General features: G+C 69.5%; 9 protein-coding genes and 5 pseudogenes. 6 read left to right on the top strand and 8 right to left on the bottom strand.

The genetic code is table 11. From position 1 onward, the window contains the following. Window positions 1-309: 309 nt before the first annotated feature. A pseudogene (locus tag ACLB9X_RS32605) lies at window positions 310-690 on the top strand (hemerythrin domain-containing protein); the annotation flags it as partial. Between the two features lie 539 nt (window positions 691-1,229). Here ACLB9X_RS32605 and ACLB9X_RS32600 read toward each other — a convergent pair. After that, entirely contained in the window at window positions 1,230-1,943 is a 714-nt protein-coding gene (locus tag ACLB9X_RS32600; RefSeq protein ID WP_410364043.1) for an SDR family NAD(P)-dependent oxidoreductase, read from the bottom strand. Window positions 1,944-2,284: 341 nt separating this feature from the next. Beyond that, the gene (gene asnB, locus ACLB9X_RS32595) at window positions 2,285-4,138 is read right to left on the bottom strand and encodes an asparagine synthase (glutamine-hydrolyzing) (RefSeq protein WP_410364042.1); all 1,854 of its coding nucleotides are present in this window, start codon (window positions 4,136-4,138) and stop codon (window positions 2,285-2,287) included. Between the two features lie 269 nt (window positions 4,139-4,407). On the opposite strand from asnB, the gene ACLB9X_RS32590 reads away from it, so the two are divergent. Together ACLB9X_RS32590 and ACLB9X_RS32585 are read left to right on the top strand one after the other, a co-directional pair. Then, a complete protein-coding gene (locus tag ACLB9X_RS32590) occupies window positions 4,408-5,115 on the top strand; it encodes an aquaporin (protein ID WP_410364041.1) in 708 nt (235 codons plus the stop codon). A gap of 617 nt (window positions 5,116-5,732) precedes the next feature. After that, window positions 5,733-5,882 carry a hypothetical protein gene (locus tag ACLB9X_RS32585; protein ID WP_410364040.1) on the top strand — a complete coding sequence of 50 codons (150 nt, stop codon included), beginning with the start codon at window positions 5,733-5,735 and terminating at the stop codon, window positions 5,880-5,882. A gap of 422 nt (window positions 5,883-6,304) precedes the next feature. Here ACLB9X_RS32585 and ACLB9X_RS32580 read toward each other — a convergent pair. Next, a pseudogene (locus ACLB9X_RS32580) lies at window positions 6,305-6,595 on the bottom strand (SpoIIE family protein phosphatase); the annotation flags it as partial. Window positions 6,596-7,211: 616 nt separating this feature from the next. Between ACLB9X_RS32580 and ACLB9X_RS32575 the strand changes: the two are divergent. Beyond that, entirely contained in the window at window positions 7,212-7,649 is a 438-nt protein-coding gene (locus ACLB9X_RS32575; RefSeq protein ID WP_410364039.1) for a hypothetical protein, read from the top strand. Between the two features lie 605 nt (window positions 7,650-8,254). Here ACLB9X_RS32575 and ACLB9X_RS32570 read toward each other — a convergent pair. The 4 genes and pseudogenes from ACLB9X_RS32570 to ACLB9X_RS32555 all read right to left on the bottom strand — a co-directional run. Beyond that, window positions 8,255-8,974, bottom strand: a pseudogene (locus ACLB9X_RS32570) (SDR family oxidoreductase); the annotation flags it as partial. Between the two features lie 103 nt (window positions 8,975-9,077). After that, window positions 9,078-9,275, bottom strand: coding sequence for a hypothetical protein (locus ACLB9X_RS32565; RefSeq protein WP_410364038.1), 198 nt, complete (start codon window positions 9,273-9,275; stop codon window positions 9,078-9,080). A 124-nt stretch (window positions 9,276-9,399) separates the two neighbouring features. Continuing rightward, a complete protein-coding gene (locus ACLB9X_RS32560; protein ID WP_410364037.1) occupies window positions 9,400-9,705 on the bottom strand; it encodes a sigma factor-like helix-turn-helix DNA-binding protein in 306 nt (101 codons plus the stop codon). Next, window positions 9,612-9,806 (bottom strand): hypothetical protein, encoded by a 195-nt coding sequence (locus tag ACLB9X_RS32555; RefSeq protein WP_410364062.1) that lies wholly within the window; start codon window positions 9,804-9,806, stop codon window positions 9,612-9,614. Before ACLB9X_RS32555 ends, ACLB9X_RS32560 begins: the two co-directional genes overlap by 94 nt. Before the next feature lie 638 nt (window positions 9,807-10,444). Between ACLB9X_RS32555 and ACLB9X_RS32550 the strand changes: the two are divergent. Together ACLB9X_RS32550 and ACLB9X_RS32545 are read left to right on the top strand one after the other, a co-directional pair. Further along, window positions 10,445-11,693: pseudogene (locus tag ACLB9X_RS32550) on the top strand (NAD(P)/FAD-dependent oxidoreductase). Window positions 11,694-12,382: 689 nt separating this feature from the next. Next, window positions 12,383-13,497 (top strand): annotated as a pseudogene (locus ACLB9X_RS32545) (IS630 family transposase). A gap of 26 nt (window positions 13,498-13,523) precedes the next feature. On the opposite strand, the gene ACLB9X_RS32540 reads toward ACLB9X_RS32545, so the two are convergent. Next, window positions 13,524-13,985 carry an SUKH-4 family immunity protein gene (locus ACLB9X_RS32540; protein WP_410364036.1) on the bottom strand — a complete coding sequence of 154 codons (462 nt, stop codon included), beginning with the start codon at window positions 13,983-13,985 and terminating at the stop codon, window positions 13,524-13,526. Window positions 13,986-14,175: the final 190 nt, after the last annotated feature.

Raw genomic sequence — 14,175 nt, 5'->3', positions numbered from 1 at the left:
CGAGTGCTGCCGAACTCGAAGGTCGATCTGTACGCGGCGATCCGCCGTGACGCCAGGACCGGCATGCCGACGCGTGCGCTCATGCGGAAGTACGGCGTCGGCTTCAACACCGTACAGAAGGTTCTGGCCTTGGCCCTGCCGGAGCCGCGCAAGAAGATGAGGCCACGGGCGAACGCATCTGAGACGGCGCGCCACCCCTATCGCCCGCTCCAGCCGATAGGGACGTTGGCCGGGCGTCGGCGGGGCACTCGCTATGCGGCGTGCCCCCTCCTGGGAGCCGCCGTACCGAGACTGCTGGAGGTGCTGGACATGGCAATCGGAGACGTCATCAGCGAACTGGTGGCCGATCACCGCGAGGTGGAGGAGATCTTCGGCCGAATCGAGGCACTGCCCTCGGGTGACAAGGACCGCAAGACCTACGCCGACCAGGTCACCATGGAGCTCGTGCGCCACTCGGTGGCCGAGGAGGCCTATCTGTACCCGACCGTGCGCGAGTACCGGCGCAACGGTGACGCGATAGCCGACAAGGAGATCGACGACCACTTCAGGGCCGAGCAGATCATGAAGGACCTGGAAGACTGCGACGCCGACGATCCCGAGTTCGACCGGCTCATCGGCATGCTCATGAACGAGATCCGCTCGCACGTGGCGGACGAGGAGGAGAACCTCTTCCCTGCGCTGCAGGCGGCCCGCATGGGCGCGTTCCCCCGGTGCGCGGGTGTGCCGGCCGGTGGGGTCGAGGGCACGGCTGGTGCCTGGTATCGACGGTGGCGGCTGGTCGCGGTGGACGGCACCACGTTCGACGTTCCGGACACCGGGGCGAACAGCGTGTTCTTCGGCCGGCCCGGTTCGGGCCGGGGCCGGCAGCGCAGTGCGTGCCCGCAGGTGAGGGTCGCCGCTTTGGTGGAGTGCGGGGCACACGCCGTGCTCGCTGCGGCGAGTGGCCCGCTTTCGGTTCACGAACAGCAGCTGATTCCCCGCCTGTTGGACCGGCTCGAGCCCGGGATGCTGCTCATGGCCGATCGCGGCATCACCGGTTTCGAGCTGTGGCAGGCTGCCTCGGGTACGGGCGCGGACCTGTTGTGACGCGTCCGCAAGAACATTGTGCTCTCGGTCCTCGAGGCCTTCGATGACGGCTCCTACCTGTTCGAGATCGGTTGCCGATCATGACGGCGACCGGGGAACCCAGCGACGGGCCGTTGGCGGACGGAGGACGCCGCCGAGGGAACTCAGACCACGAACTTCTTGTCCAGCACCATGTCGTGGCCGACGACGAAGGAGGCCTCGTCGGAACACAGCCACACCACCGTCTCGGCGACCTCCGCGGCGGTCGCCCCGTCGGCGTGGTTCGCCCCCTCCTCGTGCGCCGGCCCGGGACTGATCGCGTTGATTCGGATGCCCTTGCCTTTGTACTCGTGCGCGGCGGTACGGGTTAACGCGCTCAGTGCTGCTTTCGAAGCCGCGTAGGCGCTCATGCCCACCAGCCGCCCGCTGCTCGCCATGTTGCAGGCGGTGTTCACGATCACTCCGCTACCGCGCGACTCCATGTGCGCGAGTTCGTGCTTCATTGCCATGAAGACCCCCGTGAGATTGGCGGCGAGGATGTCGGCCCACACGTCCTCGGCGATGTCGGCGACGTTGCTGTTCGGCCCGGTGACGGTCGCGTTGTTGAACGCGATGTCCAGCGCGCCGAACCGCTTCACCGCAGCCGCCACCATGCCCGCGGCGGCGGCCGAGCCGCCCCTCGTCATGTCCGCCGCGACGCTGTCCGCCTCACCTCCCGCATCGCGGATCAGCTTCAGCGTGCCCGCCAGTTCCTCCGGGTCCGGCCCAGCCACCATTACGCGCGCGCCCTCGCGGGCGAACGCTACTGCCGCCTCCTGGCAGATGCCGTCGCCCGCTCCCGCGACCAGGGCGACCCTTCCGGTAAATCGTTTGGACATGGATCGGGCTCCTCTTTCTCTACTGATTTCGGTGAATCGTGTCGAGCAGTTCATCGGCCCACGCGGTGCTGTAGTCGTCCAGCCGCGGGAGGCCGCCCTCGTAGGGGGATCCCGTCCACGTGAACGTGGCGCCGGGGTTGTGCGAGGCGTATCCGCCGGCCGCGAATAAGTAGCGGGGTGCCCTGGATCCGCGGACCCTCGGCCGTGGCCACTGCTCGTAGAGCTGCGGTGCCGTTCACCATGTCCGTTTCTTCACGTCCTTCATGAGTACGGGTTTCCTGGGCACGGGGGTGCGGGCGCGGCTGTGCCCGGCCGCCGGCCGGCGGCCGGGCACCCGGCGATCAGAGCTCGACGCGGACGTCGTACTCGGTGACCCAGGTGTTGAACTCGATCAGGCGCTCCAGGACGGCGCGGGCGCTCCACGGGCCGCCGACCCCGTAGGAGCCCTCGGGCACGTCGAGCAGCTTGCGGATGTCCGCCTCGGATACGAGCTGCAGCACCGGGGCGCCCTCGACCAGGAGGGACTCGACCTGCTCGCGCAGAGCCAGTTCGTACGTGCGGTCCTGGGTGGAGGGGTACGGGTTCTTCTTGCGGTCGAGGACCGAGTCCGGCAGCAGACCGCGCATGGCGGCGCGCAGCAGGCTCTTCTCACGGCCGTCGAAAGTCTTCATCGCCCAGGGGGTGTTGTAGACGTACTCCACGAGGCGGTGGTCGGTGAACGGGACGCGCACCTCCAGGCTGACCGCCATGCTGATCCGGTCCTTGCGGTCCAGCAGGAAGTTCTCCCAGCGGGTCAGGTTGAGGTACGTGACCTCGCGCATCCGCTCTTCGAGCCCGCTCTCTCCCTCCAGGCGGGGGACCTCCTCCAGCGCTTCGGCGTAGCGCTCCTTGATGTACTCGGTGAGGCCGAGCTTGTCCCACAGGCCCACCGTCTTCAGCGCGCCGATACCGCCGGCCTTCTCGAAGGGATGGTGCCACGGGAAGGTGTCCGACTCGACGGCCTCCTTGTCGTGGAACCAGGTGTAGCCGCCGAAGAGTTCGTCGGCCGCCTCGCCGGACAGTGCGACGGTCATCTGCTCCTTGAGCGCGCGGCACAGGATGAGGAGCGAGTACTCCATGTCGCCGGTGGAGACCGGCAGGTCCTGCGCTCGCAGGACGGTGCTGCGCACCTCCGGGTCGAGGATGTCCTCGTTGTCGAGCTCGACGATGATGTGCTCCGCGCCGACCTGCTCGGCGACCTCGACGGCGAACGGGGTGTCCGGGTCGGCCCACTGGACGTTGGCCTCGAAGCGCTCGTCGTGGCCGACGAAGTCCACGGAGAAGGTGCGGATGGGCTGCTCGACGCCCTGCTTGGTGAGGGCCTTGGCGGCGAGCGCGGTCACGGCGCTGGAATCCAGGCCGCCCGAGAGCAGGGTGCCGACGGTGACGTCGGCGACGAGCTGGCGCTCGACGATGTCCTCGAGCAGGTGGCGCACGTTGTTGATCGTGGTGTCGAGGTCGTCGGTGTGCGGCTGGGCCTTCAGCTCCCAGTAGGTGCTCTCGCTGCGGCCTTCGCGGGTGAAACGGACGATCGTGGCCGGCTCGACCTCGTGCATGCCCTTGTAGACGGCGTGCCCGGGGGTCTTGACGATGCTGAAGATCTCCTTGAGACCCTCGGCGTCGACGACGGCCTCGGCCTCGTCGTGGGCCAGGATCGCCTTGGGCTCGGAGCCGAAGAGCACCCCGTCGGCGGTGGGGTAGTAGTAGAGCGGCTTGACGCCCATCCGGTCGCGGATGAGGAGCAGTTCCTCGGTCCGCGGGTCCCAGATGGCGAAGGCGTAGATGCCGTTGAGGCGCTCGGCGAAGTCGGCGCCCCACTCGACGTAGGCGCGCAGGACGACCTCGGTGTCGCTGGTCGTGCGGAACTCGTTGCCCAGACCGCGCAGCTCCTCGCGCAGCTCCTGGAAGTTGTACACCTCGCCGGTGTACGTGATCACCGGCTGCGTGTCGTCGTCGGCGTCGGCGACCATGGGCTGCTTTCCGCCCTCGAGGTCGATGATCGCCAGGCGGCGGTGCCCGAGGATCGCGTGGGTCGAGGTCCACAGCCCACCCGCGTCCGGTCCGCGGCACTCCATGGTGTCCGTCATGGCCGACGCGGCATCGGTGTGCGCCGTCAGATCGCGCTGGAAACTAACCCATCCGGCAAGGCCGCACATAGGTGATCGGTTCCTCTCGTTCAAGGGAAGCGCCGGGCCAGGGTCCTTGGCCGACTCGCATGAATGTCCTGCACGGCGGATGGACCGGTCCATGGGCGCCGGTCCACTTCGTCAGATGACCGGGGCTTCGTCAGGTCCGCGGCACCTGACGAAGTGGCGCGCCCTGGGTTGCCGGGGCCCGCGCGGGGCCCCACATTCCGAGCATGACTGGGACCTTCCTCGATACTGGTCCACGGACCGAACAACCTCCCGTACGCGTGCGAAGGCGGGTGCCCCGCGTACTGGAGACCGCCCTCTATGAGTTCGCGCTGTCCACCGGCATGCTGTTCACCGTGGTCACGGCCGTCCGCTGGATGGCGGGACCCGGCACGCCCCTCGCGGATCTCTTTCCGACGCTGACCAGCCAGCTCGTGGCCATGGGTCTGCTGGTCGGTGTGATCGTCGTGCTCGTGCTCGGGCCGTCCATGCGCCATGAGACCGCCGGGCACCTGAACCCGGCCGTCACCATCGGGTTGTGGCTGCTGCGGGTCTTCCCCGGCCAGGCCGTTCTGCCGTTCGTCGTCGCGCAGTTGGCCGGCTCTGTGGCCGGCGTGGGGCTGGCACGCCTGGCGTGGGGTGACGCGGCCGCCCGGGTCGGGGACGCCGCGCTGACACCGGCTGCCGACTGGAGCACCGGGGCCGTGTTCGCCGCGGAGGCCGGCGCCATGACCGTGATTATGCTGATCGTGGCCTTCGCCGGTACGCGCCCGCACCTGCTGACGTACCTGCCCGCGGTGGTGGGCGCCTGCGTCGCCGCCGTGATCATCTTTCTCGGCCCGCTCTCGGGAGGCGGTGCCAACCCGGCGCGCCAGTTCGGACCCGCGCTGGTCTCCGGCACGACCGGGCTGCTATGGGTCTACGTACTGGCCCCGGTGGCGGGGTCGCTGCTGGCAGCCCTGGTGGCCGGGCTGCTGAAGTGGCGGGCCTCGGCGCGCTGAGGCAGACGCCGCTGGGGACGGCATCCGGTCCGCCGACCGGATGCCTGGAGATCGTATGCCGTCTACGTTGCGCCCGGATCCTCCGTGGGCCGGGTGCAGACCTCCTGCACACACCGCCCAGTGGCAGGGCTGGGCGCGCTCGCACCGCCGGCCGCGGCGCGCAGCTCCACACAACACCGTCCCGGGTGAGGGGCGAGGACCGCGTCGATCCCAACTGCCTGCAGGCCGGTGAGGAAGCCGCCGAGGAAGGCGTGGTTGATCGAGCACCAGCTCAGGCGAACGGACGGCCAGCGGGTGGAAGGGGCAGTTCAGCAACCGCACCTCGGTCGAGGCCCAGTTCGACAGCCTCTTCGCCGCCGCGGCCGCACCTGAGCTCGACGGGCACGTCCAGACGGTGAAGTTCGACGCGGCCAGATGGGCGTCGCCCCAGACGCGCCCGCATACGGCACGAAGCTGCGCTGGATCGCGCCGAAGTTGATCGCGACAGCCAACACCAAGGCTTCGGCGCGAACCTGCGCATCCTGCACGTCCTGCCACCCGCAGCACTCGGTACGGCCGGCCCCGCGGCGGCCGCCGACCCGGACGCGGAGCCGACTGGGCCCGCCGAGCCGCTGAAGATGCGCGAGACCCCGTCGGACGGCTGCCGTCGCGCCCTCGACGCCCACCGGGCCGCTGCGCCAGCGCGACGCGTCGACCCGGCCATCGCCGAAGCGGCGGAGCGGCAGAACAGGGCGATGCGCGAGCTCGGCCGCCGCGCGTTCCCGTAGCTCGAGACGGCGCTCGACGATGTGCCGGCCCCATCGAGGCAGCCCTCGCGAAGCGCCGCCGCCAAGCCGCGGCCACCGAGGCCGCCGCCCTGCGCCGGGCCCGTGCCGAGCGTGCCCAGCGGGCCGGGACGGCACAGTGCGGTACAGCCGACAGGCTGCGGCCGGCGGAAAGGAAGCGTGCTGATGACGCAGGACCCACTGCCGACCCGTCAGCGCCGCCCAGCGAGATCACCGTCAAGAAATCAAGACCCAACACCTCAACCGCTACAGGCCACGGACGCTGCCGAGGACATCGCTGCGGCCGCGGCGGGCAGCTCGTCGAGCTTGGCGAGCGCCGGGACGTGATCGACCACCGGCCCACGCCTTGCTACAAGGTCGCTCCATGGCCGCCTCGGGTTGGGTGGCAGGAGCGCCATCGGCGATCACGCCATGGGTGATTGGCCCGGTGACGAAGGGACTGGCTGGGGGCTGCTGAGGAGCAGGGCAATGTCGTTGCTGGGGGTGGGGGCGTGCCGGATGAGGGTGTCGGCCGTGGCGTCGAGGTTGGTGGGGTCGGCGTGTTCGAGGAGTCCGGCGAGGGCGGCGGTGGCGTCGTCGAAGTGGACTCCGGAGGCTTCGACGAGCCCGTCGGTGTAGAGGGCGAGCACGCAGCCGGACGGAAGGGGAAATTCCAGCGTGGGGTAGTGGGCGTCCGGGGCGATGCCGAGGAGGAGGCAACAGCCTCCAACTGGACCAGGAGATCCGTGCTGGCCAGCACCGTCTCCTGCCGCGCACCGGCCGTGGCCTGCCAGCGGCGCCGCGCCCGCCAGGCAGCCTGCCGGTGCGCGGGGCCGCAGTACCGGCGGCCGCGCCCCGCCGACTCCGGCAGGGCCGCCCCACACCAGCCACACCGAACGTCACCCATAAGCGGACAATGCGCCTATATGGGCGTGACGGCGTCCTGGTCGACCCGTGTGCTGCAGCAGCCCTCCGAGCGGCAGGATGCGCTCGGTGAGCTGTCCGTGCAGTTTCCCTTCGGTGATGTCGGCTTCGGCGAGCCAGTCGGCGGCGATCAGTGGTTCGGCGTGCTCGGCGACTGGTCGGGTAGGAGGGTGCAGAACGCGGCGACCTGGTTCAGGTCCAGTCCGCCGTCCCCGGGTGGTCCGACGACCCGACGGGCCAGACGTGCGGACCGCTCAGGCCTTCGAGTGTTCAGGCGTTCGGCACGATCACCCTAATCGGTGTATTCAAGCCGTAACGGGTGGCGCGAACCGCGAGCGGGGGAAGCCATAGGCCGGTCTGTCCGACCGGCAGGCACCACGCGTTCCTCGCTCACGAAAGGTTCACAGCATGTCACTCATTGGCCGTAATGCCTTCAGGGCCTCAGTCGTCCCCGTCGCCGCCCTCGCCGTCACGCTGGGCGCGTCCTCCCTCGCTCCGGCCGCGGCCATCGCGTCGCCTGCCGCAGCTTCCGCCGAGCAGCGGGTCGCCACACCGCTCGAAGCGGCCATCGCGGCTGACGTGGAAGCCGTTCTCGAGAAGAACCTCGACGTGGACGTCACGGTCGTTGCCGTCGCGCGGGTCGGCCTGGGCGGCAGCGTCGACATCCGGCTGACCGTCGTCCACCAAGCGCAAGTAGAGGCCGACGCCGCACTCGAGGCAGCCATCGCCGCTGAGATCGAATCCAGGGTCGAGGCCACCCTCAGAAAGCGCCTCTTCGTCGCCGCGGACCTCGACGTCGCTGTCCGCGTCGACGGCGACATCAGCGTGGACATCACCACCCTCTGACCTCGGTCATGACGTTCGTTCACCCCGGGCAGAGCGCGGTGCTCGTCCACGGAGCATGAAAGCGGCGGCCCGAGTGCCGCATCGGCTGTCGCCCGATGGGCGCCGAAACCGCTCGGGCCTGCACGCGGGCGGGCTGACGCCGTCAGTTCCTCCCGATCCACCGCGACTGCAGCAGCACCACGACCTCCGCCACATCGAGCGCGACCCGGCTGACACCCTCAGACATCGATCTGAGCCCGCCGACGGGTTCGGCCGTGATCCCCTGCCTCGTAGCGTCGTCTTCGTGACCGAAGGCCTCGTGCGGCCCCGCCCCCGCGCCAAAAGGGTCGCCAGGTCTACAAGTGGTACGCGGACGGTGGCCGCCTCTACCGGGGCGTCCACGCGGAGTGCGTCTACGTCCCGACCTCGCCGACGGACCCGTACGCGAGGCGGACGACGCAGCGGTGCGCCTGGCCGCGCCGACTCTCGACCGGCATCGGGCTGACGGGCGCGATGGCTGGGGCGGCATCACGTACCGGTGTCGGTCCCCTGCTCCGTCCACGCGTCGGCCGCGGCGGACGACGGCGTCCGGTGCCCGCTGCTCTCACCGCATGTGCCCGCCGCCGATATCGGGCCGCCAGGTACTCCTCGAACGTGCCCTTGCCGACCGGGTGAGGTGGCCTCCGATCCGGAAGCCCCGGTACGCCTCGCCGAACAGGGGCACGCTCACCACAGCCCGCCTGCGCCCGGTGGCCTTGAGATACGCGCGGGCCAGCTCTGGCAACGTCCGCACCTCGGGGCCTCCCATGTCCTCCACCCGGCCGGCGGGCGCGCCCGACGCCAGCTCGGCCAGCCGGCCGGCGACCTCGGCCACCTGCACGGGCTGGTCCCTGACCCCCGCCGGGAGGAACAGCACGGGAAGTCGGGCCAGGGCCTGGAGGACCATGACAATCAAGTCGTGGGACTGCGTCGTGCGCAGCACCGTCCAGCCGAGTCCCGACTCCTCGACCATCCGCTCCACGGCGAGTTTGGACCGGTAGTAGCCAAACGGCACCCGGTCGACGCCGACGATCGAGATGTAGACGAGATGGACCACGCCCGCCTGGCGCGCCGCCGCGATGAGGTTAGCGGCGGCCTGTTCGTCGCCCCCACGCGGGCTGCTCGCGCAGTGCACGATCGTCTCCACACCCTCAACGGCCGCGTCGAGGCCCCGGCCGCACGCGCAGATCGACCGCGTACGGCTCGGCGTGCCGGCTGAGTACCCGCACCTCGTGTCCGTCCGCCCGCAGCCGCTCGGTGACGAGCCGGCCCAGCGTTCCGGTACCACCGGTCACCAGGATGGTCATGCTGTTTCAGTCCCTTCGGACGGCGGGCCCTCCCGGACGGAGCGCCCCTCACCAACCAGGACCGCGCAGCCCCGCGAGATGTGACAGGCCTACCGCGACAGGCCTACGGACGCGTGAGCTGACGCCGTACGAAATCGAGCTTGTCCGGGTTCACCACGGCCCGCACGGCGGCGATCGCCCCGTCGCGGTACTCGAACGCGACCACCCCGAGCAGCGTGCCGTCCGCCCGGGCGATCAGGGCGGGCGCGCCGTTGACCTCGGTGACCGTGAAATCCACTCCCGCCAGGAACCGCTCGGCCATGCCCACGACGAAGCGGACGACCTTCTCGCGTCCCTCGACGGGCCGCCGGGCCGCGGGTACCTTGCCGCCACCGTCGCTCCACCACGTTGCATCGGCCGCGAGCAGCTTCTCCAGACCGACGAGGTCACCCTCCCGGGCCGCCGCTGAACGTCGTCACGAGCTCTTCCTGCTGCTCGGGCGCGGCCGGAAAGCGATTCTCGGAAGTGGCGATCCGCTGCACCGCCCTGCGGTACAGCTGCCGGCAGTTGGCCTCGCTCAGGTCGAGCACACAGGCGATCTCCCGGTGCCCGTACGCGAAGGCCTCACGCAGCACGTACACCGCACGCTCGGTGGGCGTCAACCGCTCCAGCAGGACGAGCATCGCCTGGGACACCGCGTCCCGCTGCTCCGCCGACTCCAGCGGACCGAGCGTGCCGTTCGAGGTGACCACAGGCTCCGGCAGCCAGCCTCTATTGCCGTACGGTCGGCGCCGCTGAAGCGCACATACGCGTCCTGGACGGCATCCTCGGCCTCTGTGGCGGAGCCGAGCATGCGGTAGGCCAGTCCGAACAGATGCGGACGGTAGATCTCGAACTCCTCAGCGGGCGCAGTCGTCATGCGCTCACCCTGCCAGAACGCCTCAAGTGGGCTGGGTGGGGGGTGAGCGGCGGGCAAGGTCCGTCATCACCGCCGCCAGGCCGGTCTGCGCTCCCGGTCCGCCATGGGTTCCTCGCTCCGAGGGAGTTGCACAACCTCCAGGGGACTGAACAGAAGGACTTGACAGGGGACTCCACCGACGTCGATGCCCGCGTGCGGCGCGGCCTCGTCGAGCAGGCCCGACAGCACGGCCAGCCCGTCGCCGGCCCCTGAAGGCACGGGAGCGGGCCATGGGCAGAATGCCTGCCGGACTCGATTCTGCGCTTCCGAGGGCCCGGGAGGCGGCGCTGGTTGGACCCTGCCGGGCCTCTGGCCAGGGAGTGCGCGGACAGCAACGGAGCACCTGATGCAGCCGGCCGCCGACGGACCGTCCCAGTGCCACGGTCTCCGGCGACGACCGATCGGTGGACACACCGGGGATCAACCGCTGACAGCGCAGGGCTGTAGACGACGATGGCCTGGCCACGTGCGACGTCAGCAGGGAGCGGATCGCCGTCCGCCTGCTGCCGAGCCAACGCAGCAGAGGAGAGAGCATGGGCGCGAACACAGCATGCGTCATCGTCGGAGCCAGCCTGGCCGGTGCGAAGGCAGCACAGACCCTCCGGGAAGAGAACTTCGACGGCCCCGTCTTGCTGCTCGGAGAGGAGAGCGAGCACCCCTACGAACGCCCGCCGCTGTCGAAGGGCTATCTGCTGGGCAAGGACGAGCGTGACACCGTCTATGTCCATCCTCCCCAGTGGTACCCCGAGCACGACGTCGACCTGCGCCTGGGCGCCACGGTCACGGCGATCGCCCCAGACAGGCACGAGGTGACGCTCGCTGACGGCAGTCGCATCGGCTACGAGAAGCTGCTCCTGACCACCGCTCCTCACCGCGTCGCTTGACCGTGCCCGGAGCCGACCTCGACGGAGTGCTCTATCTGCGCCGGCTCGCCGACAGCGACCGCATCAAGGAATCCTCTAAGTCCGCATCCCGCATCGTGGTGATCGGCGCCGGCTGGATCGGTCTGGAGACAGCGGCTGCCGCCCGCGCGGCCGGCGTGGAGGTCACCGTGCTGCAGAGGGCAGAGCTGCCGCTGCTGCGTGTGCTGGGCCGCGAGGTCGCGCAGATTTTCGCCGACCTGCACGCCTATCACGGGGTGGACTGCGCTTCGGTGTCCAGGTCGCCGAGATCACCGGCGCCGGCGGCCGGGCGAACGGCGTGCTGTTGGCCGACGGCAGCCGCATCACTGCCGACGCGGTCATCGTCGGGGTCGGCATCACCCCCAACACCCAGCTCGCCGACGCTGCCGGCCTGGAGGTCGACAACGGCATCCGCGTCGACGCCCGCCTGCGCACCTCGCACCCCGACATCTACGCCGCCGGGGACGTCGCCAACGCCTTCCACCCACTGCTCGGCCGGCACATCCGTGTCGAGCACTGGGCCAACGCCGTCAACCAGCCACAAGCCGCAGCCAAGGCGATGCTCGGCCAGGACGTGGCCTACGACCGTCTTCCGTACTTCTTCACCGACCAGTACGACCTGGGCATGGAGTACACCGGCTACGTCGAACCCGGTGGCTATGACCAGGTGGTCTTCCGCGGCCGGAGGGACACCGGCGAGTTCATCGCCTTCTGGCTCGCCGAGGGCCGGGTGCTGGCCGGAATGAACGTCAACGTCTGGGACGTCACTGACCCGATCCGGGCCCTCGTGACCTCCGGGCGCCCGGTCGACGCGACGAGGCTCGCCGACTCCGACGTCCCGCTGAGCGACCTTCTCGACCGCCCGGACTCGGCTGGGTGACAGCCGGGAGAAGGCATGGAGTGACAGCTCCCTGCGGGCTTGCGCAGCTGCGGGACTACGCCGCGATCGGGGACGGCCGCTGCGCGGCGCGTCGCGCGCGACGGCTCGGTGGACTGGCCGGCCTGGCCGGACCTGGACTCGCCAAGTATGTTCGCCTGGTGCTCGATGCCTCCGCGGCGACCGGTTTCTCCAGCCGACGCGCCGTACACCGCCTTGCCGGCCGGACTCTGCCGAGAGTCCGGATGGTGTGGGGCGGTCAGGACTGGCGAGTGGTTCTGTGACTGCTATGAATCGCGGATACTCGCCACGTCGTCAAGGCCCTGCTCCGCGCAGCGCCGCCCGTAGAGCATGGTCGGCGCGGTGTGGGCGAACGCAGCGTCAGCAGCGCGCACAGCGGCAACGCAACGGCCGCGGGCACCAGTTGGGCCGCCGCGTATGCGAGGAAGGTGTTGCCCGAGCTGACCGACATCGCCAGGGCGTGCGCCGCACCGCCCGCCGGTTCCATCGCGTACCACAAAGCCAGGTACGCGCCGACCGTCAACGCCGCGAGCGCAGTGACGCAGACGGTGGTGCGCCACCAAGCGCCGGCGTACCAGCGTCTAGTGCTACTCTGACCGCATAGGTTCACCGGGTTGGTGGTCGTGGCGGTTGGATGTGCGGTGACGTCCGATCCGACCGCTGGAGGCGCGGTGGCCGAGCCTGTCCGTGTGCGCAGACTGACCGACCAGGAGGGGCAGAAGTTGCAGCAGATCGTGCGTCGGGGCAGCACCAGTTCGGTGCGCTATCGGCGGGCGATGATGCTGCTGGCCTCGGCCGGCGGAACCGGGTGCCGGTGATCGCCCAGGCCGACGAGGACACCGTGCGGGATGTGATCCACCGATTCAACGAGGTCGGCCTGGCCTGCCTGGACCCTCAGTCGGCGGGAGGCCGTCCCCGCCTGCTCAGCCGTGACGACGAGGACTTCGTCATCCGGACGGCCACCACCCGCCCCACCAAGCTGGGCCAGCCCTTCACCCGCTGGTCGCTTCGCGAACTCGTCGCCTACCTGCGGAAAGTCCACGCCGGATCATCCGCATCGGCCAGCGTGAGGCGTTACGCTACCTGCTCGCCCACCGCGGTGTCACCTTGCAGCGCACCAAGACATGGAAGGAATCCCCGGACCTGGACCGCGAGGCGAAGCTGGACCGGATCGAGGAGGTCCTGGACCGCTTCCCGGACCGGGTGTTCGCCTTCGACGAGTTCGGACCGCTTGGCATCCGGCCCACCGCAGGCTCGGGCTGGGCCGAACGGAAGCATCCTGACCGGGTTCCGGCCACCTACCACCGCACTCACGGAGTGCGCTACTTCCACGGCTGCTACTCGGTCGGCGACGACCGCCTTTGGGGCATCAACCGCCGCACCAAAGGTGCCGCAAACGCACTGGCCGGGCTGAAATCGATCCGCGCCGCCCGGCCCGACCGCTCCCCGATCTACGTCATCCTGGACAACCTGTCCGCCCACAAGGGCGCCGACATCCGACGCTGGGCGAAGAAGAGCAAGGTCGAGCTGTGCTTCACCCCGACCTACGCCTCGTGGGCGAACCCGATCGAGGCACACTTCGGACCACTGCGGCAGTTCACCATTGCCAACTCCCAACACCATCAACCACACGGTCCAGACCCGGGCCCTGCACGCCTACCTCCGCTGGCGCAACGCCAACGCCCGCCACCGCGACGTCCTGGCCGCCGAACGCAGGGAACGCGCCCGTATCCGCAGCGAAAAGGGCATCCGCTGGGGCGGACGCCCCTTTGTAATCGCAGCTTGAGCAGCCTGCCCCGATGATCTGCGTGGTCACACACTCATGCCGTAGCCCAGCTCCTCAGCCCCGATGTGCCAGAAGGAGTTCTCGTCGGCAACGGCCTTGGCGTCAAGCATCCCGAATCGTTCCAGCAACGCTTCAGTGAGCGCGTCGGCGGCCTGCTCGGCCAGGTCCACGGTCTCGTCTTCGCTCAGACCGTCACCGGGCCCCTCGTATGCAGCGGCCTCAGCAGCGGCTTCCTCATAAGCGCGGTTGAAGGCAACGAACGCCTCAACGCTGGAGTTCACCAGTTGAGGAACACCGCTCTCCGGCAGACACCACAGCGAGCCGTCATCACGCCGTAGGGCGAGCGCGCTCAGCCCTGGATCGACCGCGACCAGGGCATACCGTGCACCGTCGACCGTGCCTTCCACAAAAGGGGAGTCCTGCCACACCCCGGGGTACGGGCACCGAACACATCCGGCCAACAACGAGGCGACTTCAGCGTCGTTCATGCCGAGAACATAGCCCGCCCCGCCGACGCTTCACCAAGCCGGTAAACATATGCGGTCACAGCACTAGTGTGATGCGCCCGAAATCCTGAGGGTTACTTGGTACCTTCTTTTCATGGCGCATCGAGGCCCTGCTGCTGTGGAGATCGTTCTTTCCGAGGACGAACGTGTCGAGCTTGGGCGCCGGGTGGGG

Origin of the sequence: Streptomyces sp. 5K101 (assembly GCF_046506645.1) — a bacterium.
GTDB lineage: Bacteria > Actinomycetota > Actinomycetes > Streptomycetales > Streptomycetaceae > Streptomyces.
The sequence above is the reverse complement of the archived record's forward strand: the minus strand, read 5'-3'. Positions and strand labels throughout refer to the sequence as shown.

Excerpts from the sequence above, each read along its gene's own strand:
- ACLB9X_RS32600 (WP_410364043.1), bottom strand. The coding sequence starts at position 1,943 with ATGTCCAAACGATTTACCGGAAGGGTCGCCCTGGTCGCGGGAGCGGGC.
- asnB (WP_410364042.1), bottom strand. The coding sequence starts at position 4,138 with ATGTGCGGCCTTGCCGGATGGGTTAGTTTCCAGCGCGATCTGACGGCG.
- ACLB9X_RS32585 (WP_410364040.1), top strand. The coding sequence starts at position 5,733 with ATGCGCGAGACCCCGTCGGACGGCTGCCGTCGCGCCCTCGACGCCCAC.
- ACLB9X_RS32575 (WP_410364039.1), top strand. The coding sequence starts at position 7,212 with ATGTCACTCATTGGCCGTAATGCCTTCAGGGCCTCAGTCGTCCCCGTC.
- ACLB9X_RS32565 (WP_410364038.1), bottom strand. The coding sequence starts at position 9,275 with ATGGCCGAGCGGTTCCTGGCGGGAGTGGATTTCACGGTCACCGAGGTC.
- ACLB9X_RS32555 (WP_410364062.1), bottom strand. The coding sequence starts at position 9,806 with ATGCTCGGCTCCGCCACAGAGGCCGAGGATGCCGTCCAGGACGCGTAT.
- ACLB9X_RS32540 (WP_410364036.1), bottom strand. The coding sequence starts at position 13,985 with ATGAACGACGCTGAAGTCGCCTCGTTGTTGGCCGGATGTGTTCGGTGC.